The 26,708-nt window shown below is 49.4% G+C and carries 30 protein-coding genes; 17 read left to right on the top strand and 13 right to left on the bottom strand.

Annotation, left to right across the window (positions count from 1 at the left end; all coding sequences use genetic code 11):
* The first annotated feature begins 19 nt into the window (after positions 1 to 19).
* From msrC to htpX, 4 genes are all read left to right on the top strand, one after another.
* Positions 20 to 517: an L-methionine (R)-S-oxide reductase gene (gene msrC, locus A9180_RS13680; protein ID WP_001043882.1), complete on the top strand. Its 498-nt coding sequence runs from the start codon at positions 20 to 22 to the stop codon at positions 515 to 517.
* 96 nt (positions 518 to 613) lie between these two features.
* Positions 614 to 1,312, top strand: coding sequence for an RNA chaperone ProQ (gene proQ, locus A9180_RS13675; RefSeq protein WP_064529253.1), 699 nt, complete (start codon positions 614 to 616; stop codon positions 1,310 to 1,312).
* 19 nt (positions 1,313 to 1,331) lie between these two features.
* Positions 1,332 to 3,380, top strand: a complete 2,049-nt coding sequence (prc, locus tag A9180_RS13670) for a carboxy terminal-processing peptidase (protein WP_064529252.1) — start codon at positions 1,332 to 1,334, stop codon at positions 3,378 to 3,380.
* 191 nt (positions 3,381 to 3,571) lie between these two features.
* Entirely contained in the window at positions 3,572 to 4,453 is an 882-nt protein-coding gene (htpX, locus tag A9180_RS13665; protein WP_000984517.1) for a protease HtpX, read from the top strand.
* A 47-nt stretch (positions 4,454 to 4,500) separates the two neighbouring features.
* On the opposite strand, the gene A9180_RS13660 is transcribed toward htpX, so the two are convergent.
* The gene (locus A9180_RS13660) at positions 4,501 to 5,874 is read right to left on the bottom strand and encodes an MFS transporter (RefSeq protein ID WP_064529251.1); all 1,374 of its coding nucleotides are present in this window, start codon (positions 5,872 to 5,874) and stop codon (positions 4,501 to 4,503) included.
* A gap of 176 nt (positions 5,875 to 6,050) precedes the next feature.
* Here A9180_RS13660 and kdgR point away from each other — a divergent pair, with 176 nt between their 5' ends.
* Positions 6,051 to 6,842: a DNA-binding transcriptional regulator KdgR gene (kdgR, locus tag A9180_RS13655; RefSeq protein WP_064529250.1), complete on the top strand. Its 792-nt coding sequence runs from the start codon at positions 6,051 to 6,053 to the stop codon at positions 6,840 to 6,842.
* Positions 6,843 to 6,990: 148 nt separating this feature from the next.
* Here kdgR and A9180_RS13650 read toward each other — a convergent pair whose 3' ends face one another.
* The gene (locus tag A9180_RS13650; RefSeq protein ID WP_064529249.1) at positions 6,991 to 7,230 is read right to left on the bottom strand and encodes a YobH family protein; all 240 of its coding nucleotides are present in this window, start codon (positions 7,228 to 7,230) and stop codon (positions 6,991 to 6,993) included.
* A gap of 156 nt (positions 7,231 to 7,386) precedes the next feature.
* On the opposite strand from A9180_RS13650, the gene mgrB reads away from it, so the two are divergent.
* The 5 genes from mgrB to rlmA all read left to right on the top strand — a co-directional run bounded on the left by mgrB (position 7,387) and on the right by rlmA (position 9,884).
* On the top strand, positions 7,387 to 7,530 hold the full coding sequence (gene mgrB, locus A9180_RS13645) for a PhoP/PhoQ regulator MgrB (RefSeq protein ID WP_064529248.1): 144 nt from the start codon (positions 7,387 to 7,389) through the stop codon (positions 7,528 to 7,530).
* A gap of 74 nt (positions 7,531 to 7,604) precedes the next feature.
* On the top strand, positions 7,605 to 7,886 hold the full coding sequence (locus tag A9180_RS13640; protein ID WP_064529247.1) for a YebO family protein: 282 nt from the start codon (positions 7,605 to 7,607) through the stop codon (positions 7,884 to 7,886).
* Between the two features lie 656 nt (positions 7,887 to 8,542).
* Positions 8,543 to 8,659, top strand: a complete 117-nt coding sequence (locus A9180_RS13630; RefSeq protein ID WP_064529246.1) for a DUF2627 domain-containing protein — start codon at positions 8,543 to 8,545, stop codon at positions 8,657 to 8,659.
* 39 nt (positions 8,660 to 8,698) lie between these two features.
* Complete coding sequence (gene cspE, locus A9180_RS13625; RefSeq protein ID WP_001062678.1) at positions 8,699 to 8,908, top strand: transcription antiterminator/RNA stability regulator CspE; 210 nt, start codon at positions 8,699 to 8,701, stop codon at positions 8,906 to 8,908.
* Between the two features lie 166 nt (positions 8,909 to 9,074).
* Positions 9,075 to 9,884 carry a 23S rRNA (guanine(745)-N(1))-methyltransferase gene (rlmA, locus tag A9180_RS13620; RefSeq protein WP_064529245.1) on the top strand — a complete coding sequence of 270 codons (810 nt, stop codon included), beginning with the start codon at positions 9,075 to 9,077 and terminating at the stop codon, positions 9,882 to 9,884.
* On the opposite strand, the gene mntP is transcribed toward rlmA, so the two are convergent.
* From mntP to manX, 5 genes are all read right to left on the bottom strand, one after another.
* Positions 9,881 to 10,447: a manganese efflux pump MntP gene (gene mntP / locus A9180_RS13615; protein WP_064529244.1), complete on the bottom strand. Its 567-nt coding sequence runs from the start codon at positions 10,445 to 10,447 to the stop codon at positions 9,881 to 9,883. The two genes, rlmA and mntP, sit on opposite strands and share 4 nt — an antisense overlap.
* 415 nt (positions 10,448 to 10,862) lie before the next feature.
* Positions 10,863 to 11,321 (bottom strand): DUF986 family protein, encoded by a 459-nt coding sequence (locus A9180_RS13605; protein ID WP_064529242.1) that lies wholly within the window; start codon positions 11,319 to 11,321, stop codon positions 10,863 to 10,865.
* A gap of 54 nt (positions 11,322 to 11,375) precedes the next feature.
* Complete coding sequence (manZ, locus tag A9180_RS13600; RefSeq protein ID WP_001516270.1) at positions 11,376 to 12,227, bottom strand: PTS mannose transporter subunit IID; 852 nt, start codon at positions 12,225 to 12,227, stop codon at positions 11,376 to 11,378.
* 12 nt (positions 12,228 to 12,239) lie between these two features.
* Positions 12,240 to 13,040, bottom strand: coding sequence for a PTS mannose transporter subunit IIC (manY, locus tag A9180_RS13595; protein ID WP_064529241.1), 801 nt, complete (start codon positions 13,038 to 13,040; stop codon positions 12,240 to 12,242).
* Between the two features lie 62 nt (positions 13,041 to 13,102).
* Positions 13,103 to 14,074 (bottom strand): PTS mannose transporter subunit IIAB, encoded by a 972-nt coding sequence (manX, locus tag A9180_RS13590; protein ID WP_064529240.1) that lies wholly within the window; start codon positions 14,072 to 14,074, stop codon positions 13,103 to 13,105.
* Positions 14,075 to 14,390: 316 nt separating this feature from the next.
* Here manX and A9180_RS24940 point away from each other — a divergent pair, with 316 nt between their 5' ends.
* Complete coding sequence (locus A9180_RS24940; protein WP_274540053.1) at positions 14,391 to 14,549, top strand: protein YoaL; 159 nt, start codon at positions 14,391 to 14,393, stop codon at positions 14,547 to 14,549.
* Positions 14,537 to 16,093: a CNNM family cation transport protein YoaE gene (gene yoaE / locus A9180_RS13580; protein ID WP_064529238.1), complete on the top strand. Its 1,557-nt coding sequence runs from the start codon at positions 14,537 to 14,539 to the stop codon at positions 16,091 to 16,093. The genes A9180_RS24940 and yoaE overlap by 13 nt, the downstream gene beginning before the upstream one ends.
* A 2-nt stretch (positions 16,094 to 16,095) precedes the next feature.
* Here yoaE and A9180_RS13575 read toward each other — a convergent pair whose 3' ends face one another.
* From A9180_RS13575 to pabB, 4 genes are all read right to left on the bottom strand, one after another.
* On the bottom strand, positions 16,096 to 17,694 hold the full coding sequence (locus A9180_RS13575; RefSeq protein WP_064529237.1) for an EAL domain-containing protein: 1,599 nt from the start codon (positions 17,692 to 17,694) through the stop codon (positions 16,096 to 16,098).
* 129 nt (positions 17,695 to 17,823) lie between these two features.
* Positions 17,824 to 19,188 carry an L-serine ammonia-lyase gene (sdaA, locus tag A9180_RS13570; protein ID WP_064529236.1) on the bottom strand — a complete coding sequence of 455 codons (1,365 nt, stop codon included), beginning with the start codon at positions 19,186 to 19,188 and terminating at the stop codon, positions 17,824 to 17,826.
* Between the two features lie 183 nt (positions 19,189 to 19,371).
* Positions 19,372 to 19,950, bottom strand: a complete 579-nt coding sequence (locus A9180_RS13565; protein WP_064529235.1) for a CoA pyrophosphatase — start codon at positions 19,948 to 19,950, stop codon at positions 19,372 to 19,374.
* A 3-nt stretch (positions 19,951 to 19,953) separates the two neighbouring features.
* On the bottom strand, positions 19,954 to 21,315 hold the full coding sequence (gene pabB, locus A9180_RS13560; RefSeq protein WP_064529234.1) for an aminodeoxychorismate synthase component 1: 1,362 nt from the start codon (positions 21,313 to 21,315) through the stop codon (positions 19,954 to 19,956).
* Between the two features lie 73 nt (positions 21,316 to 21,388).
* Here pabB and A9180_RS13555 point away from each other — a divergent pair, with 73 nt between their 5' ends.
* Together A9180_RS13555 and A9180_RS13550 are read left to right on the top strand one after the other, a co-directional pair.
* The gene (locus tag A9180_RS13555; protein ID WP_000457334.1) at positions 21,389 to 21,568 is read left to right on the top strand and encodes a YoaH family protein; all 180 of its coding nucleotides are present in this window, start codon (positions 21,389 to 21,391) and stop codon (positions 21,566 to 21,568) included.
* Positions 21,569 to 21,574: 6 nt separating this feature from the next.
* Positions 21,575 to 22,027: a pentapeptide repeat-containing protein gene (locus tag A9180_RS13550; protein WP_064529233.1), complete on the top strand. Its 453-nt coding sequence runs from the start codon at positions 21,575 to 21,577 to the stop codon at positions 22,025 to 22,027.
* 89 nt (positions 22,028 to 22,116) lie between these two features.
* Here the strand turns inward: A9180_RS13550 and A9180_RS13545 are convergent, their stop codons facing one another.
* Entirely contained in the window at positions 22,117 to 22,416 is a 300-nt protein-coding gene (locus A9180_RS13545) for a DUF1889 family protein (RefSeq protein ID WP_064529232.1), read from the bottom strand.
* A gap of 453 nt (positions 22,417 to 22,869) precedes the next feature.
* Positions 22,870 to 23,214 (bottom strand): RidA family protein, encoded by a 345-nt coding sequence (locus A9180_RS13540; RefSeq protein ID WP_010376144.1) that lies wholly within the window; start codon positions 23,212 to 23,214, stop codon positions 22,870 to 22,872.
* A 131-nt stretch (positions 23,215 to 23,345) separates the two neighbouring features.
* On the opposite strand from A9180_RS13540, the gene A9180_RS13535 reads away from it, so the two are divergent.
* The 3 genes from A9180_RS13535 to yeaY are packed head-to-tail and all read left to right on the top strand — an operon-like array spanning position 23,346 to position 26,628.
* On the top strand, positions 23,346 to 25,256 hold the full coding sequence (locus A9180_RS13535) for an ATP-dependent DNA helicase (RefSeq protein ID WP_064529231.1): 1,911 nt from the start codon (positions 23,346 to 23,348) through the stop codon (positions 25,254 to 25,256).
* A 57-nt stretch (positions 25,257 to 25,313) separates the two neighbouring features.
* Positions 25,314 to 26,009: a tRNA (adenosine(37)-N6)-threonylcarbamoyltransferase complex dimerization subunit type 1 TsaB gene (gene tsaB, locus A9180_RS13530; RefSeq protein WP_064529230.1), complete on the top strand. Its 696-nt coding sequence runs from the start codon at positions 25,314 to 25,316 to the stop codon at positions 26,007 to 26,009.
* Between the two features lie 37 nt (positions 26,010 to 26,046).
* Positions 26,047 to 26,628: a Slp family lipoprotein YeaY gene (yeaY, locus tag A9180_RS13525; RefSeq protein ID WP_064529229.1), complete on the top strand. Its 582-nt coding sequence runs from the start codon at positions 26,047 to 26,049 to the stop codon at positions 26,626 to 26,628.
* The last annotated feature ends 80 nt before the right edge of the window (positions 26,629 to 26,708 follow it).

Here is a 26,708-nt window from a genome sequence, read left to right as displayed (position 1 = left end):
ACAACCAAGTGATTATATAATGAACAAAACAGAATTTTACGCGGACTTAAACCGCGACTTTAATGCGTTGATGGCGGGAGAAACCAGTTTTCTGGCAACGCTGGCGAATACCAGTGCTTTGTTATACGAGCGCCTGACTGACGTAAACTGGGCTGGGTTTTATTTGCTTGAGGACGATACGCTGGTGCTCGGACCGTTTCAGGGCAAAATTGCCTGTGTACGGATCCCCGTCGGGCGCGGCGTGTGTGGCACTGCAGTTGCCCGCAATCAAGTACAGCGAATCGAGGATGTTCACGCCTTTGACGGGCATATTGCCTGTGATGCGGCGAGTAATTCTGAAATTGTCCTGCCACTGGTGGTGAAAAATCAGATTATTGGTGTTCTCGACATTGATAGTACCGTCTTCGGTCGCTTTACAGACGAGGACGAGCAAGGCTTACGTCAGCTTGTAGCACAGCTTGAAAAGGTGCTTGCAACGACGGATTACAAAAAATTCTTTGCGAGCGTCGCAGGATAATCAACGGATAACGTAGCATTTACTGATGACGTCATTATAATGACGCCTGTTCATGCCTGCGCTTGTTGGCTACGTCCGTTGTAATCAGGAAATTTCATGGAAAATCAACCTAAGTTGAATAGCAGTAAAGAAGTAATCGCGTTTCTGGCCGAACGTTTTCCCCACTGTTTCAGTGCGGAAGGTGAAGCGCGTCCGCTGAAAATCGGTATTTTTCAGGATTTGGTCGATCGCGTTGCTGGGGAAATGAACCTTAGCAAAACGCAACTGCGATCCGCTTTACGTCTCTACACTTCGAGCTGGCGCTATCTGTATGGCGTTAAACCAGGCGCGACGCGTGTCGATCTCGACGGCAACCCCTGCGGTGAGCTGGACGAGCAGCATGTAGAACATGCTCGCAAGCAGCTTGAAGAAGCGAAAGCGCGCGTCCAGGCGCAGCGTGCCGAACAGCAGGCGAAAAAACGCGAAGCTGCCGCAGCTGCAGGTGAGAAAGAAGACGCACCACGCCGCGAACGCAAGCCACGTCCTGCCGCGCAACGCCGTAAAGAAGGCGCCGAGCGCAAACCTCGCGCGCAAAAAACGGCTGAGAAAGCGCCAAAAACAGTAAAAGCACCTCGCGAAGAACAGCACACCCCAGTTTCTGACATTTCAGCTCTGACTGTCGGACAAGCCCTGAAGGTGAAAGCTGGTCAAAATGCGATGGATGCCACCGTATTAGAAATCACCAAAGACGGCGTCCGCGTCCAGCTGAATTCGGGTATGTCTTTGATTGTGCGCGCAGAACACCTGGTGTTCTGAAACGGAGGCCGGGCCAGGCATGAACATGTTTTTTAGGCTTACCGCGTTAGCTGGCCTGCTTGCAATAGCAGGCCAGACCTTCGCAGTAGAAGATATTACGCGTGCTGATCAGATTCCGGTATTAAAGGAAGAGACGCAGCATGCGACGGTGAGTGAGCGCGTAACGTCGCGCTTTACCCGCTCCCATTATCGCCAGTTCGACCTCGATCAGGCATTCTCGGCCAAAATCTTTGACCGCTACCTGAACTTGCTTGATTACAGCCACAATGTGCTGCTGGCAAGCGATGTTGAACAGTTCGCGAAAAAGAAAAATGAGCTGGGCGATGAACTGCGCTCCGGTAAACTTGACGTTTTCTACGATCTCTACAATCTGGCGCAAAAACGCCGTTTTGAACGTTACCAGTACGCCTTGTCGGTACTGGAAAAACCGATGGATTTTACCGGCAACGACACTTATAACCTGGACCGCAGCAAAGCACCGTGGCCTAAAAACGAGGCTGAGTTAAACGCACTGTGGGATAGCAAAGTTAAATTCGACGAGTTAAGCCTGAAGCTGACGGGAAAAACGGATAAAGAAATTCGTGACACCCTGACTCGTCGCTACAAATTTGCCATTCGCCGTCTGGCGCAGACTAACAGCGAAGATGTTTTCTCGCTGGCAATGACGGCGTTTGCGCGCGAAATTGATCCGCACACCAACTACCTTTCCCCGCGTAATACCGAACAGTTCAATACTGAAATGAGCTTGTCGTTGGAAGGTATTGGTGCGGTGCTGCAAATGGATGATGACTACACCGTTATCAATTCGATGGTGGCAGGTGGCCCGGCAGCGAAGAGTAAAGCTATCAGCGTTGGTGACAAAATTGTCGGTGTTGGTCAAACCGGCAAGCCGATGGTTGACGTGATCGGTTGGCGTCTTGATGATGTCGTTGCCTTAATCAAAGGGCCGAAGGGCAGTAAAGTTCGTTTAGAAATTTTACCCGCTGGTAAAGGGACTAAAACCCGTACGGTAACGCTGACGCGTGAACGCATTCGTCTGGAAGACCGCGCAGTTAAAATGTCCGTGAAGACCGTCGGCAAAGAAAAAGTTGGCGTACTGGATATTCCCGGTTTCTATGTTGGCTTGACAGATGATGTCAAAGTTCAGTTGCAGAAGCTGGAAAAACAGAATGTCAGCAGCGTCGTCATCGACCTGCGTAGCAATGGCGGCGGGGCGCTGACAGAAGCAGTATCGCTCTCTGGCTTGTTCATTCCTTCTGGTCCGATTGTTCAGGTCCGTGATAACAATGGTAAAGTCCGCGAAGACAGTGATACCGACGGCCAGGTGTTCTATAAAGGTCCGCTGGTGGTATTGGTTGACCGTTTCAGTGCTTCGGCTTCGGAAATCTTTGCCGCTGCGATGCAGGATTACGGCCGCGCGCTGGTTGTAGGTGAACCGACATTCGGCAAAGGCACTGTCCAGCAGTATCGTTCTCTGAATCGTATCTACGATCAGATGTTACGTCCTGAATGGCCGGCGCTGGGGTCAGTACAGTACACAATCCAGAAATTCTATCGCGTTAACGGTGGCAGTACCCAACGTAAGGGCGTCACGCCGGATATCATCATGCCGACGGGCAATGAAGAGACGGAAACGGGAGAGAAATTCGAAGATAACGCGCTGCCGTGGGATAGCATTGATGCTGCTACTTATGTGAAATCAGGCGATTTATCGGCGTTTGAGCCGGAATTGCTGAAGGAACATAATGCGCGTATCGCGAAAGATCCTGAATTCCAGAACATCATGAAGGATATTGCTCGTTTCAATGCCATGAAGGACAAACGCAATATTGTTTCTCTGAATTACGCTGTGCGTGAGAAAGAGAACAATGAAGATGATGCGATGCGTCTGGCGCGCTTGAACGATCGCTTTAAACGCGAAGGCAAACCGGAGTTGAAGAAGCTGGATGATTTGCCAAAAGATTACAAGGAGCCAGATCCGTATCTGGACGAGACAGTGAATATCGCGCTCGATCTGGCGAAGCTGGAAAAATCCAGACCAGCGGAACAGCCCGCTCCCGTCAAGTAACATCAATCAGGCACAAGAAATTGTGCCTGATTTTTTAACAGTGGCAAGATGCCGTAAATCAGATGCTACAAAATGTAAAGTTGTGTCTTTCTGGTGACTTACGCTCTATCCAGACTTGAAAATAGTCGCGTAACCCATACGATGTGGGTATCGCATATTGCGTTTTGTTAAACTGAGGTAAAAAGAAAATTATGATGCGAATCGCGCTCTTCCTGCTAACGAACCTGGCCGTAATGGTCGTTTTCGGGCTGGTACTGAGCCTGACAGGGATACAGTCGAGCAGCGTTCAGGGGCTGATGATTATGGCCTTGCTGTTCGGTTTTGGTGGTTCCTTCGTTTCGCTTCTGATGTCCAAATGGATGGCATTACGATCTGTTGGCGGGGAAGTGATCGAGCAACCGCGTAACGAAAGGGAACGTTGGCTGGTCAATACTGTAGCAACCCAGGCCCGTCAGGCGGGGATTGCTATGCCGCAAGTAGCTATCTACCATGCGCCGGATATCAACGCCTTTGCGACAGGTGCTCGTCGTGATGCCTCTCTGGTTGCTGTCAGCACCGGTTTGCTGCAGAACATGAGCCCGGATGAAGCTGAGGCGGTAATTGCCCACGAAATTAGCCACATTGCTAATGGTGACATGGTGACCATGACGCTGATTCAGGGCGTGGTGAACACCTTCGTTATCTTTATTTCACGTATTCTGGCGCAGCTTGCCGCAGGCTTTATGGGCGGTAACCGTGATGAGGGTGAAGAGAGCAACGGCAACCCGCTGATCTACTTTGCGGTTGCGACGGTGCTGGAGTTGGTATTTGGTATTCTGGCGAGCATTATCACCATGTGGTTCTCGCGTCACCGTGAATTCCATGCCGATGCAGGTTCAGCCAAACTGGTTGGTCGTGAGAAAATGATTGCCGCGCTGCAGCGCCTGAAAACCAGCTATGAGCCGCAGGAAGCAACCAGCATGATGGCCTTTTGTATCAATGGTAAGTCCAAATCGCTGAGTGAGTTGTTCATGACTCACCCGCCGCTGGATAAACGTATTGAAGCCCTGCGTACGGGTGAATACCTGAAGTAACTTGCAGTACATTTTAAAAAAGCGCGTCCTGGTTGACGCGCTTTTTTTTAGCTTTGCGCGCGCGGTTGGGTAATGCGTAAACCACTGACACAGGCGGCGATCACTGCCAGAATAGCCGCAGCCGTCAGCGAGACGTGCGTACCATTATCACCAAACTGATTCAACATCAACGCCACCAGCGCCGCACCGCTACTCTGACCAAGTAGACGCGCTGTCCCCAACATTCCACTGGCACCTCCGCTACGCTCACGCGGGGCTGAGGTAATAATGGTGTGATTATTAGGTGACTGGAATAACCCAAAGCCTGCACCGCATAAGATCATCGGCCAGATGATATTGATATCGGCAGGTGAAGCTGGCAACAGGACCAGTGAAAAAAGTCCTGCCGCCATGATGAACAGCCCTAAAGCACCAAGCAATCCAGCATGGACGCGCTCTATCAAATAACCTGCCAGCGGAGCCATTACCATCGTTGCCAACGGCCACGGGGTCAGAAGCAAACCTGTCTCAACTTCACTACGACTCAGCACAGTTTGCAGATAAAAGGGCAGGGAAACCATCGCCAGCATTTGCGCGCAGAAAGAGCAAATGGAGGTACAAATTGATAGCGTAAACAGCGGAATACGCAGTAAATCTACCGGTAGCAGCGGTACGGGAAGTGAAAGCTGTCGGCGAATAAAGAAAATACCAACAATAATCATTACCGCCAGTTCAGCGCCGATCAGCTTCAGCGATTGCCCCTGAGCAAAACCACTCAACGCGGTAATAAGCAGGCCGAATGTCAGCGCATTCATCACGGCGCTGGGCAGGTCAAACCGCGGCTTACTGGCGCGAGATCCATTTGGCGGCAGAAAACGCATCGCCAGGAGAAGGGCGATAATGCCCAACGGTACGTTAATTAAAAATAACCACTTCCAGGACGCGATAGATAGTATTGCGGCGGCGATCGTCGGCCCGGCAGCGGAGGAGACGGCGACAATAAATGAGTTAATTCCCATCCCCCGTCCCAGAAAACGTTGTGGGTAGATTAAGCGGATAAGTGCAGTATTGACGCTCATTAACGCCGCGCCGCCGAATCCTTGTATTACACGCGCCAGGGTGAGCATTTGCAGTGAATCGGAAAGGGCGCAAAACAATGATGACAGCAGAAAAACCACCAGGCCGCATTTATAAATACGTCGATAGCCAAACATATCGCCCAAAAAAGAGAACGAGAGTAAGGAGATAACAATCGCGATTTGGTAGGCGTTTACTACCCAGATAGAACTGGCTGGTGTGGCGTGGAGATCGGTTGCAATGGTTGGCAAGGCGACATTAGCAATAGCGCCGTCAAGAACCGCCATCGAAATACCAATAACAATGGTTAAAATTGCGCCGTACCGCTGAGGCAACGGCAGGCCATCGGCCTGAACTTTTGGCATAGGAATTTTATATCTTTTGGCAATAATCAATAGGGTTATGATTTTAGCACTGATATTCACGGTGAATGTCGCAGAATTGTAACTAACCGGCAAAAGATGGATTGCGACCACCCAGGCGCGAAATTATAATAAAAAACAGTTCTGATTTTTATAAAACACTCGCAATGAGGTGATAAATGGCTAACGCAGATCTGGATAAACAGCCTGATTCTGTATCTTCTGTACTGAAAGTTTTTGGCATTTTGCAGGCGCTGGGCGAAGAGCGTGAAATAGGGATAACCGAGCTGTCACAGCGCGTCATGATGTCAAAAAGCACCGTTTATCGCTTTTTACAGACCATGAAAACCCTGGGCTATGTTGCGCAGGAAGGGGAGTCGGAGAAATACTCTCTGACCCTGAAATTATTTGAGCTTGGCGCTCGCGCGTTACAAAACGTCGATCTTATTCGCAGTGCAGATATCCAGATGCGTGAGATCTCCCGTTTGACCAAAGAAACCATTCATCTTGGCGCACTGGATGAAGACAGCATCGTTTACATCCACAAAATTGACTCTATGTACAATTTGCGCATGTATTCACGGATTGGTCGTCGTAATCCTCTGTACAGCACTGCGATTGGCAAAGTGCTGTTGGCCTGGCGCGATCGCGATGACGTGAAGCAAATCCTTGAAGGCGTGGAATATAAACGCAGTACCGATCGGACCATCACCAGCACAGAGGCGTTATTACCTGTGTTAGATCAGGTTCGCGAGCAGGGATACGGCGAAGATAATGAAGAACAGGAAGAAGGACTGCGCTGCATCGCTGTTCCGGTGTTTGACCGCTTTGGTGTGGTGATTGCCGGCTTGAGTATTTCCTTCCCGACGCTGCGTTTTTCTGAAGAACGTTTGCAGGAGTACGTGGCGATGTTGCATACGGCAGCACGCAAAATATCCGCACAAATGGGATATCACGACTATCCATTCTGATTAGAATAAGAACCTGTCTGCATAAAATCCAGGCAGGTTCTTCATTTAATGTGGATTAAATAATGTTAATGGTGATATATCGTTCGATCAGAAGATGAAAGTACTTTATATCCAGTGGTTTTGATGTGGATATTCATACCGTTATCTATCAACCATTATCGACGACGATATTGCTTTTACGTAGCAGCGGGCAATCTGTAATCCCAAAAAATCCACTTTTAGTATGCAGATATTGCACCGTGCTTGTGCTTCGCGCGGTGAGATACGTGCATTGCAGCCCTAACCCGGCAGCATTTTCCTTGCTTCCAATCAGAACGCCATATCCGCTGAGTAATAATCCTGTCCATACCAGTGCTATCAAGATAATTGTGCGAATAATAAATCGCATTACGACCTCTTCTCTTTTTGTTTGCTTAATCGTAGCGGCAATATGGACTGAAGCAAGCGTATCATTCCGAAAAAGCACGAATATCGACATAGTTAGACGTCGTTTAACTAACGCATGATAGTTTAAAGGCAGAAGATAGGTTAAACGGAGATTGGAGTGAAAAAGTTTCGATGGGTCGTTCTGGTTGTCGCTGTGCTGGTTTGCTTGCTTCTATGGATGCAGGTATTCAACATAATGTGCGATCAGGATGTGCAATTTTTCAGCGGAATTTGTGCCATCAATCAGTTTATCCCGTGGTGATATCATTTTTTCATCAGTTGATTTCCTTCCTGCGTAGCAGTGGTAAAATGGCGCCTCTACTTAGAGGTGGTTAAATGAACGAAGTTGTAAATTCAGGCGTGATGAACATTGCGTCTTTGGTTGTATCGGTAGTGGTTCTCATTATTGGGCTCATCTTGTGGTTTTTCATCAACCGTGCCAGTTCCCGGACTAACGAACAGATTGAACTGCTTGAGGCACTGCTGGAGCAGCAAAAACGGCAGAATGTACTGTTACGCCGCTTGTGCGAAGCTAACGAACCTGTAAAAGCGGATGAAAAGGTTACTGAGAACCAAAAAACGGGTGAAGATATTATTCGTCTGGTAGCAGAACGGTAATCCTTCCTGCAATTTGAGTAACCCTGTGTTAATGGGTTACTCATCTCATCATTCTTACATGCACTATAATGATTCAAATTAATCCTTTATTGGATTTTGATTATTTACCCTGTTATTTGTTCATTTATTTCGGCATCAGAAAAAGTTATTTTTTGTGCTGAGTCATTGGGATGTTTGCATCAGAATAGTGATTAATTGCAGCATTGTTTATAAGCGAAACGTTTCTCTCCTCATTTTTTTATTATTCATCATTTTTTCTTATTTTACATTATTAACATGCTTTGAATATGGCTTCAGTATTGCATCTGTTTATGTTGTTAACTGACTGTTTTATGAGATAAAGTTATATAACACTTTATCATTACATAGTATAAAAAGTGATATCACACACATTGTGTAATTAAATTGTATTTCTGAACTGGAAGATTGGATCTTATTGAACTATGGTAGAAACCACATCAGTTCAGGCATCTGTTTGTACTGGTTTGCTTAAGTGTCTCGATATATCGACACGCATTTCGTTGCATAAATGTGCAAAAAAACTGGAAGGCGTATCGAGATTTGTGCAGCTGATCGAGACATGTTTAAAAATGGCTTGCCATAATTAACGTTGTATGTGATAACAGCTTTGGGTTAAACGAGGTACAGTTCTGTTTATGTGTGGCATTTTCAGTAAAGAAGTCCTGAGTAAACACGTTGTCGTTGAATACCGCTTCTCTGCCGAACCTTATATTAGTGCCTCAAGCAGTAATGTGTCAGTTTTATCTCTGTAATGCCTGCGGGCGAAGAAAACAATCTAAGGAATTTTTCAAATGGCAAAGATTAAAGGTCAGGTTAAGTGGTTCAACGAGTCTAAAGGTTTTGGCTTCATTACTCCGGCTGATGGCAGCAAAGATGTGTTCGTACACTTCTCCGCTATCCAGGGTAATGGTTTCAAAACTCTGGCCGAAGGCCAGAACGTTGAGTTCGAAATTCAGGACGGCCAGAAAGGTCCGGCAGCTGTTAACGTAACCGCTATCTGATCGAATTCACTGATCTGAAGTGTTAACGCACTTCAATCTCGCTATAAAGCCTCGTCGAAAAGCGAGGCTTTTTACTTTGTTAAATGCTCGCTTCCGACCTTCGAATATTTGCCCGCAGCGCGATTCGCGTTACACTTGCGGCATTTAGTATCCTGCCGGAGTTTTCATGTCGTTTTCCTGTCCACTTTGCCATCAGCCTCTATCGCTTGAAAAAAATAGCTATATCTGTCCCCAGCGGCATCAATTTGATATGGCGAAAGAGGGATATGTCAATTTGCTGCCCGTTCAATATAAACGATCCCGCGATCCAGGCGACAGCGCAGAAATGATGCAGGCGCGACGTGCTTTTTTAGATGCCGGTCATTACCAGCCGCTTCGTGATGCGATAGTCGCTCAATTGCGTGAATGTCTTAATGAGCACGTAACCGCGGTACTGGATATTGGCTGTGGGGAAGGGTATTACACTCATGCTTTTGCCGATGCATTGCCAGAAGTGACAACCTTCGGTCTTGATGTCTCTAAAGTGGCAATTAAAGCTGCGGCGAAACGCTATAAGCAGGTTACCTTTTGTGTCGCTTCCAGCCACCGTCTGCCTTTTGCCGATGCTAGTATGGATGCCATTATTCGCATCTACGCGCCATGCAAAGCAGAAGAGTTAGCGCGTGTCGTCAAACCGGGAGGGTGGGTAATTACCGTTACCCCTGGGCCACGACATTTAATGGAGTTGAAAGGGCTGATTTACGACGAAGTACTTCTGCATGCACCCCATACTGAACAACTGGAAGGTTTTGTATTACAGCAGAGCGATGAACTGCGGTATCCGATGCGTCTTCGCGGCGATGAAGCCGTCGCGTTGTTACAGATGACGCCGTTTGCCTGGCGTGCGAAGCCAGATGTCTGGCAAACGTTGGTGGCAAAAGAAGTATTCGACTGCCAGACGGACTTTAATATTCACCTCTGGCAGCGAACAAATTAACCGTGGTAGTGCGTCCAGAGGATCTGGACGCCGATGCCAATCAGCACCAGTCCGCCAAGAATTTCCGCTTTTTTTCCGAGAATCGGACCGATAAAGCGGCCAATCATCATCCCTAATGTCGACATAATCAACGTTGCACAACCAATTGCCAGCGCGGTTGCGATAATGTTGACTTGCAAAAAGGCCAGACCAACACCAACAGCCATCGCATCCAGGCTGGTGGCAATTGCGGTAGTCACCAGCAACCAGAAGCCATGACGGCGGCGTGGCTCTTCATCTTCATCATCTCCACCGCGAAAACCCTCAATAATCATTCTTCCGCCGAGGAATATCAGCAGGATGAATGCGATCCAGTGGTTCCATTCGAGGACAAAGCGGCTAGCCAGCATGCCCATGCCCCAGCCGATCAGCGGCGTCAGCGTTTCGACGGCACCAAAAATAAGGCCGGTTCTCAGGGCTTCAGAAAATTTCGGTTTATGGAGGGTGGCACCTTTACCGATTGATGCAGCGAAGGCATCCATCGACATACCAAAAGCAAGAAGAACAGTAGCAGTGATATTCATGACAACGTCCTGACCGGGGTATCCATAAAACACATCTCCGCCCCCCGCAAACATGCACACATGAACGACAAAACGCGCTCATGCAGGCATAGCGATTGATGTGCATATGGTCTCGCCTGACTGAAAATGTTCAGTCCGTACGCGCCACGTTTTGCAACGAGTATGTTGACACGTACATTTCCGGAGTCTGGAAATCGGCTACTCCCCAAATGAGGGCGCAACCTTAACATATTTTGAGAATATAAAACAATGGGCGAATATATTATTTTATTGTTTTATTGATAACGATTTTCATTTAGATTTATATTTCAATGAAACGTTAAAATAAATAACAAATTATCGAAGAGATAATATAGCCTAAGCTATGTCTGGTTATTAAAAATACACTTCACATAGCTTTGGCTAAAGATATAACTTATTGAGTTGAAACAAGAAGTTTATAAATTTTTTCCAGATCGTCGATATTTCGAACGCGGATTATCAACCGACGCTGTTCTAATTGCATGACCAGGACACCATCTTCCGATAAGTTCATTGCTTTTATCCGGCTATATTCAATCCAGACATTGGCGAAGAAAAAACCTTTCTGTTTAAAGATGATCTTCGGAACGCGGATCCAGAAAATATAAAAGCCCATTAACGCCAGTGCACTTAATAACCAGGTGGTTATTTGTGCGCCATGACTGGTCACATTATTGTAGATAAGAATGACAATCAGCCCGACGAAGATAACGCTATCGATACGACCGCGCCGCAGCAAAGGAATTGCCAGCAGGGTGGGGCCGTTGCGGCGGGGCATGATGAACTGATCGTATATCGCAAAAGCAAGCAGTGCGGCGATGAACAGAATCAGTACCAGTTCCGTGATTGTCATTAATCCTCCAGATAAAAAAACGGGGCCAAAAGGCCCCGGTAGTGTACAACAGTATTACAGTCCCAGCAGGCCGCAAGCGTAACCAGCGATACCGATGACGAAGAAGCCAACGATGATCCACAACGGGTTAACTTTTTTGCGCAGCAGCCACATACAGGCGAAGGTCAGCAGCAGCGGCACCAGGCCCGGCATTAACTGGTCAAGAATGGTCTGTACAGTGGTAACGTGCTCTTTACCCGTCTGGTCGGTGATGCGAGAGACGACTAGCGGAATGTTGACATGTGTCCACTTGTTAACCAATGCCCCCATGACAAACAGGCCGAGAATAGACGCCCCTTCCGTCAGTTTTTGCAGGAAGCCGCCGCCCATATCTTTAACGATATCGATGCCCTTGGAGTAACCATATGCAACGCCGTAGTAGCGCGTTGCCAGACGTACCAGGTTAAACAGGATAAAGAACAGCAACGGACCTAACAGACTGCCGCTCATCGCGATACCGGCGCCCAGCGCTGCGAATACCGGACGTACCGTACCCCAGAAGATTGGGTCGCCTACACCTGCCAGCGGTCCCATAAGACCTACTTTGATACCGTTGATTGCGCCATCGTCGATCTCTGCACCGTTAGCACGCTGTTCTTCCAGCGCCAGGGTTACGCCCAGAATTGGCGCCGCCACGAACGGTTGGGTGTTAAAGAATTCGAGGTGACGTTTTATCGCCTGTTTACGGGCATCGTTGTTCTCCGGGTAGAGGCGACGAATCGCCGGCACCATAGAGAAGCAGAAGCCCAGCGCCTGCATACGTTCGAAGTTCCATGAACCCTGGAAGAGGTTAGAACGCAGGAAGACGCCACGAATATCACTCGGAGTGAGTTTTTTCTCGGTGGTAGTTTTAGTTGTATCAACCATTTCGCTCACCTGTTAGTCCAGTTCGTTATCGAGATCGTTGTTACCAGCAGCCTGAACAGGCGCACCGGCTACGCGGTTATATTTCGGGCTAAGTTGGATGTAGAGCACTGCCATAACAGTACCAATTACACCCAGAGCAACCAGGTTAAAGTTTGTGAATGCTGCGGTTACAAAGCCGAGGTAGAAGAACGGCATCAGGTAGCCTGCACGCATCATGTTGATAACCATCGCATAACCAACTACCACGATCATGCCACCGGCAATGTTCAGACCATTGGTCACCACTTCCGGAATGGCGTTCAGCATGTTTTGAACTTCACTGGTACCAACAGAAAGCGCAACGATAACGGCTGGAATAGCCACACGCATTGCTTGCAGGAACAGAGAGGAAACGTGGATCCATGAAATAGCCGTCAGGTTACCGTTTTCAGCTGCCTTATCCGCAGCGTGCTGGAAAGCAACGGTAATAGTACGAACGATAATGGTCAGAACCTGGCCTGCTGCTGCCAGCGGAATTGCCAGCGCGATACCGGCACCGATGCTCTGATGACCAGCGATAACCAGAATGGTAGAAATGATAGATGCCAGAGCGGCGTCAGGTGCAACAGCTGCACCAATGTTCATCCAGCCCAGAGCGATCATTTCCAGGGTACCACCGATAATAATACCGGTTTTCATATCCCCAAGAACGATGCCCACCAGGGTACACGCGATTAAAGGACGGTGAAACTGAAATTCATCGAGGATTGATCCCATACCTGCGATACAGGCTACGATAAATACCAGCACAATTTGAAGAGCGGTAATCTCCATTGTACTTCTCCTGTTTACGTAAGACTTAAGTGTGAAAACTGATTGATAATCAACGCAATACGTTATTTATCGATTTTGCTGATCAAATCCATCATTTTCAGTTTCGGATCGGTGGAAACCTTACGGACTTCCAGCTCGATACCGCGCGCATTCAGTTTCTTGAATGCTTCGATATCTTTTTCATCAACCGAAACCGCGTTATTCACCTGGGTTTTGCCCTGACGGAATGCCATACCACCGACGTTGACTGAGGTGATTTTCACGCCGCCTTCAACGAGACGCTCAACATCTGTCGGGTTGGTAAATAACAGCATCACGCGTTCGCCCGCATATTTCGGGTTGTTGTAGACGCGAATCATTTTGGCGACATCAACTACATGCGCTGTTACGCCGGGAGGTGCAACCTGGGTGAGCAGTGTCTTACGAACGGTATCCGCAGCCACTTCATCACTAACTACGATGATACGGGAGACATTAGTTTCTTTGGTCCAGCGGGTAGCAACCTGACCGTGAATCAAACGGTCGTCGATACGCGCGAGGCCAATTACCATATAGTCGTTTGGTCCCATCGGTTTTGCCGGGGCAGGAGCCGCTTTCGGTGCCGCTGCGGCGGGGGCTGGAGCGGCTTTTTCAACTGGTTTCGCTTTCAGTGCTTTCACACCTTCGCGGCCTGTTTCTACGGCCAGAGCTACCAGCTCGTCAAAGCTTGGGTCATCATCACGAGCCATTAACGTTTCCACTAGCATTGGAATGTTAACGCCTGCGATCACTTCATAATGCTCTTTGTCGACGACAATGCGGCTGGCAGCATTGAACGGACTGCCTCCCCATGTATCAACGAGAAACAACACGCCTTTAGTGGTGTCGAGTTTTGCCAACTGAGCGTTGTACTTTTCGATTAGTGTTTCGGCATTTTCGCCTGGAACAAAATCGATCCAGCCAACGTTTTCCTGCTCGCCTAACAGCATCTCTGCCGTTTTAAGCAACTGCTCTGCAGCCCAACCATGTGTGCCTATAACAATAGCAATGGTCACTTGCTACCTCCTTATTATTGTTAACATCTCAACGTGCCAGATGTATTTTTGAATCTTCGTCCACAATCGAATCGATTCAGATAAGGGCTACAACCAGAAACCCCCTTGTGCCTCGCGATTTATTTTAGATATCGAAAAAAATATTTTATGTGATGAAGATCCGTAAATTAACCTTGAATTGACAAAATTCCGAAAGAATAAAAAATGTTGTCACATTCATTTGCAAAGGAAGGTAAATCTTTGCCAAATCAGAGATCTCTCTGATATGTTTAACTCCCGTTTAACAACCAAGGAGTATAGGGCAGCAGCCCGCAGTATGGATCGTCACCGACGTCACTTCAGCATCAGGCCAAATAGCGCCTGCCTTATTGGCATTTTTTGCCGCACCTTTTGTTTGTATTTTCTCGTTTCGCCTGCATTATTTCTGGCGTCGATTAGCTATTCCTTAAGCAGGAGCTTGTCATGGAATTCTTAATGGATCCCTCGATTTGGGCGGGGCTGCTCACGCTTGTCGTCCTTGAAATCGTGTTGGGTATCGATAACCTGGTTTTTATCGCCATCCTTGCCGATAAACTGCCGCCGAAACAACGTGATAAAGCGCGTTTGTTGGGGCTGTCGCTAGCGTTGATTATGCGCCTGGGGCTGTTATCACTTATTTCATGGATGGTCACGCTGACCAAACCACTCTTTACCGTAATGGATTTTTCTTTCTCCGGGCGCGATCTGATTATGCTGTTCGGGGGGATATTCTTGCTGTTCAAAGCGACAACCGAGTTGCATGAGCGGCTGGAAAACCGCGATCATGATTCCGGTCACGGTAAAGGTTATGCCAGTTTCTGGGTGGTCGTCACACAGATTGTCATCCTTGACGCTGTCTTCTCGCTGGATGCAGTGATTACTGCCGTAGGGATGGTCAACCATCTGCCGGTAATGATGGCTGCGGTAGTGATTGCGATGGCGGTTATGTTGCTGGCATCGAAACCGCTGACGCGATTCGTTAACCAGCATCCAACAGTTGTGGTGCTCTGTTTGAGCTTCCTGTTGATGATTGGTCTGAGCCTTGTAGCTGAAGGTTTTGGTTTCCATATTCCAAAAGGCTACCTGTATGCAGCAATTGGTTTCTCGATCATCATCGAAGTGTTTAACCAGATTGCGCGCCGTAACTTTATTCGCCATCAGTCGACATTACCGCTGCGTGCGCGTACCGCCGATGCCATTCTGCGTTTGATGGGGGGTAAACGTCAGGCAAATATTCAGCACGATGCCGATAACCCAGTGGCAATTCCGGTTCCAGAAGGTGCCTTTGCCGAAGAAGAGCGTTATATGATTAACGGCGTACTGACTTTGGCGTCACGCTCTCTGCGCGGCATTATGACGCCACGAGGCGAAATCAGTTGGGTAGATGCGAACCTTGGCGTTGATGAAATCCGCCAGCAACTACTGTCTTCACCGCACAGCCTGTTTCCGGTATGTCGTGGTGAACTGGACGAAATCATCGGTATTGTGCGTGCCAAAGAACTGCTGGTTGCGCTGGAAGTTGGTGTTGACGTGACGGCGATTGCTTCGGCTTCTCCGGCGATCATCGTTCCGGAAACCCTCGATCCTATTAACCTGCTGGGTGTGTTACGCCGTGCTCGTGGTAGTTTTGTTATCGTCACCAACGAGTTTGGGGTGGTGCAAGGTCTGGTTACACCGCTGGATGTACTGGAAGCCATTGCGGGTGAGTTTCCGGATGCAGATGAAACGCCGGAAATTGTTACCGATGGTGACGGCTGGCTGGTAAAAGGTGGTACAGACTTACATGCCTTACAGCAGGCGCTTGATGTTGAGCACCTTGCCGATGATGATGATATTGCGACGGTTGCAGGTCTGGTCATTTCTGCAAATGGTCACATTCCTCGCGCAGGCGACGTGATCGATGTTGGACCGCTGCATATCACCATCGTAGAAGCTAATGATTATCGTGTTGAACTGGTTCGCATTGTTAAAGAGCAACCGCCGCACGATGAAGACGAATAACACTAACGCAATGGCATAACGGGCGTAACGTGTCTGTTATGCCGGGCGGGCGGCGGTTGGCTGCCCGCCAGCCATTTCGGGAAATCACGCAGCGGCATGGGTTGCGCGTACAAATACCCTTGTAAAATATGCACTCCATGACGGCGCAAATACTTCGCCTGTTCTTGCGTTTCCACACCTTCCGCCACCAGTTCAATATTCAGTCTTTGCCCCAGCGCAATAATGATATCGGTCACCGTTGAGTTAACTGCGTCTGAACCAATTGCTGCGGTGAAAGACTTATCGATCTTCAGGACGTCGGGACGTAACGTTTCCAGCCATGAAAACGAACTGTTGCCAGTACCGAAATCATCGATCGCCAACTTGACATTTTTTCGGTGCAACTCACGTGCAATGCGGTGATCGACATCCAGCAGGGCATCGCGTTCGGTAATTTCGAGGATTAGCTGCTGAATCGGGTTAGCACTAAACCAGTAATAATTGAGATCTTTTAACAATATGCCACGGCGAAAATGGCTGGGAGCGACGTTAATGCCGATGTGGAACTGGCTGCTCATTGGAAAAACGTGGAGTTGACGGATGGTTTCCATCATCACATAGCGGGTAAGCGGCACTATCAGGTGATGTTCTTCCGCAATGGGGATAAATACATCCGGCGAAATCCATCCCTGACGCGGATTATTCCAGCGCAGCAATATCTCTACACCAATACATTGCTGCGAGCTTGCATTGAGCAGGGGCTGACAAAATAACTCAAATTCGCGCTGCGCCAGCCCGAGATTTATCTCGCGCGAAAAGCTCATTCTATGGGCCGTGGCCAACCATGCGATGTAACCCACCAGTAAACTCAACAGTACCGCGAGTGGAAACTGGCTGGGAAGATAGTGCAACGCCAGCGCCGTCGCGCCAGGTCCACTAACGCTGATGATAAAAGGAAAATTCTGCGATGAAACCTGGTAACGTTCATTGCCATTAAGCGGAGGTAAAGAATCAACCAGACCAACATCATAGAGTAAATGGCGATTGGCCACCGTCAGGCTGGCAGTTCTTATTTGCGGCAATTGCGGCTCCAGCAACATCGCCATCAGCAGGTCGATGTTGATCATCTCCATCACGCCATCTCTGCCGTTGCCCGGTAAAGGCGTCCACTGAATCAATACCGGGCTGTCTTTAATCAATACGCGGTCGGTAGTTAGGCGTAAAAGGGGCTGCGGTGCGGGTAAATCAGCCTGGATATCCTCAGCGGGGACATTGCGATAACCAAAAATGCTGGAACAATAAAGCGTGCCATCTTGCACCAGGCCAATTGACCGTACAGTTTGCAGTTTTGCCGCCTGTTTGCGTAAGGGGAGATGGGCGACGGAGCAGGGGATTCCAATCAGGGGAAGCAGTACGTTGTTACCCGCCTGAAGTGGAAGCAGGACTTTGTCTAATTCCTCGACGGCGTGGTTGGCAAAGAGCACTACCCGCTGCTGATTTAAGTTCCGCTGTGAAATAAATCGCACGCTTAGTGTTGCCACAAACGTAAAGAGTGCGCAAATCGTACAAACAATCATTCGATTACGGCGATAGGTTTTAATGATCCGTTGTGCTTTTTGCATGCGGGCCGCCCTGTAAGCGTATGGCAACAATCGCCTGACGCAACAGTGGAAGTGTAGTGGGGAAATTTACAGCAGACGAGAAAGCGGGGGAAATTCGCCCATCCGTTGCAGATGGGCGAAAGAAAAGTATTAGTCACACTGGACTTTTATTGCCAGACCACCGCGAGAGGTTTCACGGTACTTGGCGTTCATATCCTTACCGGTTTCGTACATTGTCTCGATGACTTTATCCAGCGAGACGCGCGGTGCACTGGTGCGGCGTAAGGCCATGCGTGCGGCATTGATCGCTTTCACCGAGGCAATCGCGTTACGCTCAATGCACGGCACCTGAACCTGACCCGCAACCGGGTCGCAAGTCAGACCAAGGTTGTGTTCCATGCCAATTTCCGCCGCCACGCAAACCTGTTCCGGGCTACCGCCTAACAGTTCTGCAAGACCTGCGGCCGCCATTGAACAAGCTACGCCCACTTCGCCCTGGCAACCCACTTCTGCACCGGAAATAGACGCGTTCATTTTGTACAGCGCGCCAATTGCCCCGGCTGCCATAAAGTAGCGGGTATAAATATCCGGGCTGACCGATTCAATAAAGTGGTCATAGTAAGCCAGCACTGCCGGAACGATGCCGCAGGCACCGTTGGTAGGGGCCGTCACTACGCGACCACCCGCCGCATTCTCTTCGTTAACCGCTAGCGCAAACATGTTCACCCAGTCGATGACATTCATCGGATCGTTAGACAGTTTATCGCTGGAAACCAGCATTCGGCGCAGGGCAGACGCACGGCGTGGAACGCGCAGCGGGCCAGGCAATACGCCTTCGGTATTCATCCCGCGATCGATACATGCCTGCATGGTTTGCCAGACATGGGCGAAATACTCGTCGATTTCTTTCTTGCTGTACAGCGCCAGTTCGTTCTGCATCGCCAGACCGGAAAGGGAATAACCGGTTTCATTACAGTACGCCAGCAGTTCGGTTGCTGATTTAAACGGATACGGCACGCTGACGTCGTTGGTAGCATCCTGACCAAAATGTTCTTCATCGACGATGAAACCGCCGCCGATGGAATAATACGTTTTGCTGTAAACAACTTCATCGCCGTTATAAGCGTGGATTTGCATGCCGTTTTCATGCAGCGGCAGATTGCCATTATGAAAACGCATTCCGTTGTCACGAGGGAAATCCACTTCGTGTCGACCCTGCGCCAGCAGCAGACGTTCGCGCTCTTCCACGTCGCGAATAAAACCGGGAATACTGTCGATATCCACGGTGGCAGGTTCGTTACCTGCAAGACCCATAATAATAGCGATATCGGTATGGTGGCCTTTACCCGTTAATGACAGTGATCCATAAACATCCACGGCGACACGGGTAACGCTATCCAGTAAGCCTTTTTCGACCAGATCATCGACGAACTGTTTACCCGCCTTCATAGGCCCTACGGTATGGGAAGATGAGGGGCCAATCCCCACCTTAAACATGTCGAATAGACTAATCACGATAATACTCCTGACAAGGTGACTGGACTTCCAGTAACGAACTAATAACAGCGCATAGTGTAAGAGGGAACGCGGCGACAGGCTTAACTATTCACATGAATTAAACTAATCAAAAACCGCGATTTAACTAATATTGCGATGATTGTCTCTAGTAGTGTTTTGTAGATGTAAAGATAAGTATAGTCAGGGTTTCACACCAATTTGCAGCGCCAGTTCACGAATTATGCCTGCGGTCATTCCCCATACGAAATACTGTTCGTACCAGGAAAGCCATACCCGATGCGAATCGCCACGGCGGTAAATATCCAAAGGATGGTAACGGCCCAAATGCAACGCCTGGGCGAGGGGCATTTCAAACACTGCGGAGACTTCATCTTCACTGGCGCGATACGGTAAGTCAGGCGGGATAATGCCGACCACGGGAGTGACCTGGTAGCCCGTTACGCTATCGACAGGGGGCAGCACGCCGATAACCTCAACGGCTGAAGGCGGTATGGCGACCTCTTCTTCGGCTTCACGCAGCGCAGCGGCGATAACTGACGCGTCCGTGTCATCGACAGCGCCTCCAGGGAATGCGACTTGTCCGGCGTGTTTGCGCAGATGAATGGAACGCTGAGTCAGCAGCAAGCCCGGTTGCGGTCGGCGGACGATGGGGATTAACACGGCAGCCTGACGATGATTTAAGGTTTCCCGGTTAATTTGCGGACGCAATAGTTGAAATCGCGATAAAAAATCATCAAGTGTCAGGCCACGGTATTCCACGTCTTACTTCTCCAGTTGCTTCAGGATACGATTAACTTTATCAAAAGTTTCCTGATATTCCGCTTCTTCCTGGCTATCAGCAACGATGCCGCCACCAGCGGAACAGTAAATCTGACCGTTAACCGCTGTCAGCGTGCGGATGGTAATGCTGGTATCCATATTGCCGCAGAAGCTTAAATAGCCAATGCTGCCGCACCAGGCGTTGCGTCGCTGCGGTTCCAGTTCATCAATAATCTCCATTGCCCGCACTTTCGGCGCGCCGGTGATTGAGCCTCCGGGAAAAGCAGCGCGCAGCAGATCGCTGGCATGCAACTGCTCTGGCAGGCGTGCCGTTATGGTGCTGACCAGATGATGCACGGCAGGGAAGGGTTCCACCACAAACAGTTCAGGCACTTTGACTGAACCAGGTACGGCAACACGGCCGATGTCATTGCGCATTAAATCGACAATCATCAGGTTTTCGGCGCGATCTTTCGGTGAGTTCGCCAGTTTTTCTGCTTGTTTGCTATCTTCCTGAGGATCGGGCAGTCGTGGGAGCGTGCCTTTAATCGGGCGGGTCTGGATCTCACCACCATCACAAAGAATAAACCGCTCTGGTGAGAGGCTTAAAATCACACCTTGTTCCAGACGCAAGAAGGCACTAAACGGTGCGCGGTTTGCCTGATTAAGTTGAACGAACGCCTGCCATTCGTCGCCAGAATAGGTTGAGTGAAAACGCTGGGCGAGATTCACCTGATAGCAATCGCCGCTGTGCAGATATTCCTGCACCTGACGAAATTTCTCGCCATACTGCTCGCGGTTCATATTGGATTGCCAGGCGGATGTTAGCTGGAAATCTTGCTGTGGTGCTATTTGCTGGCTGTCCAGCCACGCCAGACGAGCATTGACATCACGATGGCTGAGTAGCGAAATACGCTGACGCTGGTGGTCGACAATCAGCGCCCAGTCGTAGATACCAACCGCCATGTCAGGCAAGTCGACATCTCGTTGCGCAATTTCTGGCAGCGACTCAAACCGACGTCCCAGATCGTAGCCAAACAGCCCCAGCGCGCCGCCCTGAAATGGCAAATCTTCGTTATGCGTTGGACGAATATTGGCGCGATCCAGCGCCTGCTGGAGTACTGTTAACGGATCGTCAGTGGTTGTTGTGCGGGCTTCTCCATTACACAAAACAGTTTCACTGGCGTAAGTTGTTAAAGTGCAAACGGGGTCAGCCACCACAATATCAAAGCGACTATGCGGATGACAGGCGTAGCCGGAGTGTAACAACATCGCCCACGGCAGGTGGCTTAAGCGGGCAAAATAAAATTCAGCGGCGTCCTGACGCCAGGGCAAAGTAATCACAGCGGGAGATAACGTCTTCATTAGTCCTGACTCTACTGGCTATGTGCCGGGTAGCATGAAATAATTAGCGCCAACAATTTAGCAGGAGTTAACAATGTTTGCAGGTTTACCTTCACTCACCCATGAACAGCAGCAAAAAGCCGTTGAGCGTATTCAGGAATTAATGGCACAGGGGATGAGCAGCGGTCAGGCAATCGCACTGGTAGCCGAAGAGTTACGCGCCAATCATTCCGGCGAGCGGATAGTGGCGCGTTTTGAGGATGAAGACGAGTAACACACAATGATCCGTATCGATTTCGTCATGGATGACGTCCTGTATCTTGATACGGATAGTCTCATCGGCTGGGATTTTTCCGGCATGAACTTACATCGTGCCATTTTTGACGGTATGTGCCTGGATGGTGCACGGTTTAATGATGCGCATCTGCGTAATATCAGTTTTATCAAAACTTCCCTTATTGGGGGGAACCTTTCGAGATCTGCCCTGATGTGTGCCTGGTTAAACCACGCCGATCTGACGAATTGTAATTTTGCTCAGTCACGACCTATTGCTGCTGATTTTAGCCACGCACGACTTTGTGGGGCAGATTTTACCGCTGCCGATTTAAGAGGCGCTAATTTCGCAGGGACAGATCTTCAGAATGTCTGTTTTAACGGGGCGCATTATGACAAACGAACCGTCTGGCCTGCAGAATTTGATCCAAAGATTTACGGAGCTGTGTTGGTTGAGTGAATTTGGCGGAGTTTATGATGGCAAGAAAAAGACGCTTTTATGTGGTCAACAAAAGCGTCCTGATCAATTTTTGCTGATAGAGAATTAACTCATACCAGTGCTTTGAGTTCTTCTTGCATGTATGACGAAAAGTATTCTGGGTTTTTAATCACAATACGTTCACCAGACTCCATTTTTTTTGCCCATCCCACCATTTTTTCCGTGAATCCAGGATTCCAACCTTCCTGGTCGGCTCGCGCAGTAATATCGGCGACACTCGCGGGTACACCCAGATCATGCAAATATTTAAATATTCCCTTCGCCGTACTTTCATTCATAGAACTTGGCGTTGATGCTGATACATCCATGGCACCAATAAAATCCAGAGCTTTATCTATTACTGCAGGCATATTCTTTTCCTTAAAATTAACCATGTGAACAACAAGGCTATATATGACCTTAAATTGCGTCCAATATCAAAGGGATTATAATGATATCTCATTAGTTAACCTATTGACATTCAGGTATTTTAAAGGTAGCAGGTCATGGCCGTTTATGTAGTGATGTACCGCAAATTAACTGTAAATCGAATCGCTTCAGCCAGGGTTTTCAGGCAAGAAAGGTAGCAGGAAGAAAACCAGAGTAGGTTAATTCAGAGAGTTAGCATAATGATTTGATTTTGCTGATTAATATCAGTTGTGAATAAATAACGCTGAATCAATAAAAATAAAGAATAAATAACCTGAAGGGGCATTACCCATCTAAAATCAGCGCTTAAACACTGGCCATTTAATTCAAAATCGGCCAGTGTTTTCGATAAAATATTGTGTGGCTTTTGCCGTGATAGAATTTTTTTTCTGGAATTAAACCGCCGCGATAATCTTAATTTCAACCTTGTACTGCGGATTCATCAGGCCCGCTTGCACCGTGCAGCGCACCGGTGCATGGCCCGCGACAACCCAGGCATCCCATGCTTTATTCATTGCCGCAAAGTCGTTTTTATCGGCAAGGAAAATGGTTGCATCCAGAATGCTCGATTTATTGCTGCCCTGTTTTTCCAGCACGGCGTCAATTTGCGCCAGCGTATTTGCCGTTTGCTCAAAAGCATCGGCGTCGAGGTTTTCCGGTACACCAGTGTAATAGAGCGTGTTGTTGTGGATCACCACATCAGACCAGCGGGCTTCGGCGTCGATACGAACGATAGTCATCATTTTGTCCTCATTATCATTCCATTTTTGTGCTGCAAAGACTGCCACAATGTAAGGTCGTCGTCACCACTTCAGCTGGCGAAAAGCAACCTGGCCTGACATAATCCCTGTTCAAATCAACAGGGGGTAGTGTGACGGACGATTTTGCACCAGACGGTCAACTGGCGAAAGCGATACCTGGCTTTAAGCCGCGAGAACCACAGCGACAGATGGCGGTAGCCGTCACCGGGGCGATAGAAAAAAGCCAGCCGCTGGTGGTGGAAGCAGGAACCGGTACGGGCAAAACCTACGCCTACCTTGCCCCTGCGCTGCGGGCGAAAAAGAAAGTCATTATCTCAACCGGCTCAAAAGCGTTGCAGGATCAGCTCTACAGCCGCGATTTGCCAACAGTCTCAAAGGCATTGAAATACACGGGCAACGTGGCGTTGCTGAAAGGGCGCTCAAACTATCTCTGCATCGAACGTCTCGAACAGCAGGCGCTGGCGGGCGGCGATTTACCAGTACAAACCTTAAGCGATGTGATCCTGCTGCGTTCCTGGTCAAATCAGACGGTAGATGGCGATATCAGCACCTGCGTTAGCGTGGCGGAAGATTCGCAGGCGTGGCCGTTGGTCACCAGCACCAACGATAATTGTCTCGGCAGCGATTGCCCGATGTATAAAGATTGCTTTGTGGTCAAAGCACGCAAAAAAGCGATGGACGCCGATGTGGTGGTGGTAAACCATCATCTGTTTCTGGCAGATATGGTGGTGAAAGAGAGCGGATTTGGCGAACTGATCCCGGAAGCAGACGTCATGATCTTCGACGAAGCCCACCAATTGCCGGATATTGCCAGCCAGTATTTTGGTCAGTCACTCTCCAGTCGACAACTGCTCGACCTGGCAAAAGACATCACCATTGCCTACCGCACCGAATTAAAAGATACCCAACAGTTACAAAAGTGCGCTGATCGCCTTGCCCAGAGCGCGCAGGATTTTCGCCTGCAACTCGGTGAGCCAGGCTATCGCGGCAACCTGCGCGAACTGTTAGCCAATCCGCAAATTCAGCGAGCGTTTTTACTGCTCGATGACACCCTTGAACTTTGTTATGACGTGGCGAAACTGTCGCTGGGACGCTCCGCCTTGTTGGATGGGGCATTTGAACGCGCCACGTTATATCGCACACGACTGAAACGGCTAAAAGAGATCAATCAGCCGGGCTATAGCTACTGGTACGAATGTACCTCACGCCATTTTACCCTGGCGCTGACGCCGTTAAGCGTGGCGGATAAATTCAAAGAGTTAATGGAGCAAAAGCCCGGAAGCTGGATCTTTACCTCGGCAACGCTGTCGGTGAATGACGATCTGCATCATTTCACTTCGCGGCTTGGTATCGAACAGGCTGAATCGTTGCTGTTGCCCAGCCCCTTTGATTACAGCCGCCAGGCGTTACTCTGTGTGCCGCGTAACCTGCCGCAAACCAATCAGCCGGGGTCTGCGCGGCAACTGGCAGCAATGCTGCGACCGATCATCGAAGCCAATAATGGTCGTTGTTTTATGCTTTGTACCTCGCACGCCATGATGCGCGATCTGGCCGAGCAGTTCCGCGCCACCATGACGCTTCCCGTCTTGTTGCAGGGGGAAACCAGCAAAGGCCAACTGTTGCAGCAGTTTGTCAGCGCCGGTAACGCGCTTCTTGTAGCAACCAGCAGTTTCTGGGAAGGGGTGGACGTGCGTGGCGATACGTTGTCATTGGTGATTATCGACAAGTTGCCGTTTACCTCGCCGGATGACCCACTGTTAAAAGCGCGGATGGAAGATTGCCGTTTGCGCGGTGGCGATCCGTTCGACGAAGTGCAACTGCCAGATGCCGTCATTACTCTCAAACAGGGAGTAGGGCGACTAATTCGCGACGCCGACGATCGCGGTGTGCTGGTGATTTGCGACAATCGGCTGGTGATGCGCCCTTATGGCGCCACTTTCCTTGCCAGCCTGCCGCCCGCGCCGCGTACACGTGATATTGCCCGTGCGGTTCGTTTTCTTGCGATACCTTCCTCCAGGTAATTTGTGACGGAGTATGGTATGATGCGCGCCTTTTTATTGATCTAAGCACGAAGACCCATGCGAATTCTGGCTATCGATACCGCGACAGAGGCCTGCTCTGTCGCCCTGTGGAACGACGGTGCTGTCAATGCTCATTTCGAGCTTTGCCCTCGTGAACATACTCAACGAATCTTACCGATGGTGCAGGATATCCTGACCACCAGCGGAACCTCCCTGACTGACATAAATGCTCTGGCTTACGGACGCGGCCCCGGTAGCTTTACCGGCGTGCGCATCGGTATTGGCATTGCACAAGGGCTTGCGCTTGGCGCGGAGCTGCCGATGATTGGCGTCTCCACGCTTATGACGATGGCGCAAGGGGCATGGCGCAAAACTGGTGCAACCCGCGTACTGGCAGCCATTGACGCACGAATGGGCGAAGTTTACTGGGCCGAATATCAGCGTGATGAAAACGGTATCTGGCACGGTGAAGAAACCGAAGCCGTACTCAAACCAGAACTTGTTCATGAGCGGATGCAACAGCTTTCCGGTGAATGGCTGACCGTGGGTACAGGCTGGCAAGCCTGGCCGGATCTCGGTAAAGAGAGCGGGCTGATTTTGCGCGATGGCGAAGTGTTACTGCCTGCCGCAGAAGATATGCTGCCAATTGCCTGTCAGATGTTGACTGAGGGTAAAACGGTGGCGGTGGAACATGCCGAGCCGGTTTATTTGCGTAACAACGTTGCCTGGAAGAAACTTCCAGGCAAAGAATGAATCTTAAGAGTATGCCCTGAGAAAAAGGAGTCGCATCATGGCGGTTCAAAACAATGTTATCAAAGGCATACTGGCAGGTACGTTTGCGCTAATACTGAGCGGTTGTGTCACTGTGCCGGACGCCATTAAAGGCAGTAGTCCAACGCCGCAACAAGATTTAGTTCGGGTGATGAGTGCGCCGCAGCTGTACGTTGGTCAGGAGGCGCGATTTGGCGGTAAAGTGGTTACGGTGCAAAACCAGCAAGGGAAAACCCGCCTGGAAATTGCCACCGTACCGCTGGACAGCGGAGCCAGACCGACGCTGGGAGAGCCTTCTCGCGGTCGCATTTATGCCGATGTGAATGGTTTTCTTGATCCGGTCGATTTCCGAGGGCAGCTGGTGACAGTTGTCGGGCCTATCACCGGTACGGTTGACGGCAAAATCGGCAACACGCCCTATAAATTTATGGTAATGCAGGCAACGGGTTACAAACGTTGGCATTTAACCCAGCAGGTGATTATGCCGCCACAGCCGATTGATCCCTGGTTTTATGGTGGGCGGGGCTGGCCCTATGGTTACGGCGGCTGGGGCTGGTATAATCCAGGTCCCGCGAGAGTACAAACAGTTGTGACTGAATAATTGCTTGTTTTTAAAGAAAAAGAAACAGCGGCTGGTCCGCTGTTTCTGCATTCTTACGGTAAAGATAAAAATAAATAGTG

This window comes from Escherichia sp. B1147 (genome assembly GCF_001660175.1).
In the GTDB taxonomy this organism is placed as follows: Bacteria; Pseudomonadota; Gammaproteobacteria; order Enterobacterales; family Enterobacteriaceae; genus Escherichia; species Escherichia whittamii.
This window is presented reverse-complemented; position numbering and strand designations above follow the sequence as displayed.

Coding starts and splice junctions, on each gene's coding strand:
- msrC (WP_001043882.1), top strand. CDS start 20: ATGAACAAAACAGAATTTTACGCGGACTTAAACCGCGACTTTAATGCG.
- proQ (WP_064529253.1), top strand. CDS start 614: ATGGAAAATCAACCTAAGTTGAATAGCAGTAAAGAAGTAATCGCGTTT.
- prc (WP_064529252.1), top strand. CDS start 1,332: ATGAACATGTTTTTTAGGCTTACCGCGTTAGCTGGCCTGCTTGCAATA.
- htpX (WP_000984517.1), top strand. CDS start 3,572: ATGATGCGAATCGCGCTCTTCCTGCTAACGAACCTGGCCGTAATGGTC.
- A9180_RS13660 (WP_064529251.1), bottom strand. CDS start 5,874: ATGCCAAAAGTTCAGGCCGATGGCCTGCCGTTGCCTCAGCGGTACGGC.
- kdgR (WP_064529250.1), top strand. CDS start 6,051: ATGGCTAACGCAGATCTGGATAAACAGCCTGATTCTGTATCTTCTGTA.
- A9180_RS13650 (WP_064529249.1), bottom strand. CDS start 7,230: ATGCGATTTATTATTCGCACAATTATCTTGATAGCACTGGTATGGACA.
- A9180_RS13640 (WP_064529247.1), top strand. CDS start 7,605: ATGAACGAAGTTGTAAATTCAGGCGTGATGAACATTGCGTCTTTGGTT.
- A9180_RS13630 (WP_064529246.1), top strand. CDS start 8,543: ATGTGTGGCATTTTCAGTAAAGAAGTCCTGAGTAAACACGTTGTCGTT.
- cspE (WP_001062678.1), top strand. CDS start 8,699: ATGGCAAAGATTAAAGGTCAGGTTAAGTGGTTCAACGAGTCTAAAGGT.
- rlmA (WP_064529245.1), top strand. CDS start 9,075: ATGTCGTTTTCCTGTCCACTTTGCCATCAGCCTCTATCGCTTGAAAAA.
- mntP (WP_064529244.1), bottom strand. CDS start 10,447: ATGAATATCACTGCTACTGTTCTTCTTGCTTTTGGTATGTCGATGGAT.
- A9180_RS13605 (WP_064529242.1), bottom strand. CDS start 11,321: ATGACAATCACGGAACTGGTACTGATTCTGTTCATCGCCGCACTGCTT.
- manZ (WP_001516270.1), bottom strand. CDS start 12,227: ATGGTTGATACAACTAAAACTACCACCGAGAAAAAACTCACTCCGAGT.
- manY (WP_064529241.1), bottom strand. CDS start 13,040: ATGGAGATTACCGCTCTTCAAATTGTGCTGGTATTTATCGTAGCCTGT.
- A9180_RS24940 (WP_274540053.1), top strand. CDS start 14,391: ATGGATCGTCACCGACGTCACTTCAGCATCAGGCCAAATAGCGCCTGC.
- yoaE (WP_064529238.1), top strand. CDS start 14,537: ATGGAATTCTTAATGGATCCCTCGATTTGGGCGGGGCTGCTCACGCTT.
- A9180_RS13575 (WP_064529237.1), bottom strand. CDS start 17,694: ATGCAAAAAGCACAACGGATCATTAAAACCTATCGCCGTAATCGAATG.
- pabB (WP_064529234.1), bottom strand. CDS start 21,315: ATGAAGACGTTATCTCCCGCTGTGATTACTTTGCCCTGGCGTCAGGAC.
- A9180_RS13555 (WP_000457334.1), top strand. CDS start 21,389: ATGTTTGCAGGTTTACCTTCACTCACCCATGAACAGCAGCAAAAAGCC.
- A9180_RS13550 (WP_064529233.1), top strand. CDS start 21,575: ATGATCCGTATCGATTTCGTCATGGATGACGTCCTGTATCTTGATACG.
- A9180_RS13545 (WP_064529232.1), bottom strand. CDS start 22,416: ATGCCTGCAGTAATAGATAAAGCTCTGGATTTTATTGGTGCCATGGAT.
- A9180_RS13540 (WP_010376144.1), bottom strand. CDS start 23,214: ATGACTATCGTTCGTATCGACGCCGAAGCCCGCTGGTCTGATGTGGTG.
- tsaB (WP_064529230.1), top strand. CDS start 25,314: ATGCGAATTCTGGCTATCGATACCGCGACAGAGGCCTGCTCTGTCGCC.
- yeaY (WP_064529229.1), top strand. CDS start 26,047: ATGGCGGTTCAAAACAATGTTATCAAAGGCATACTGGCAGGTACGTTT.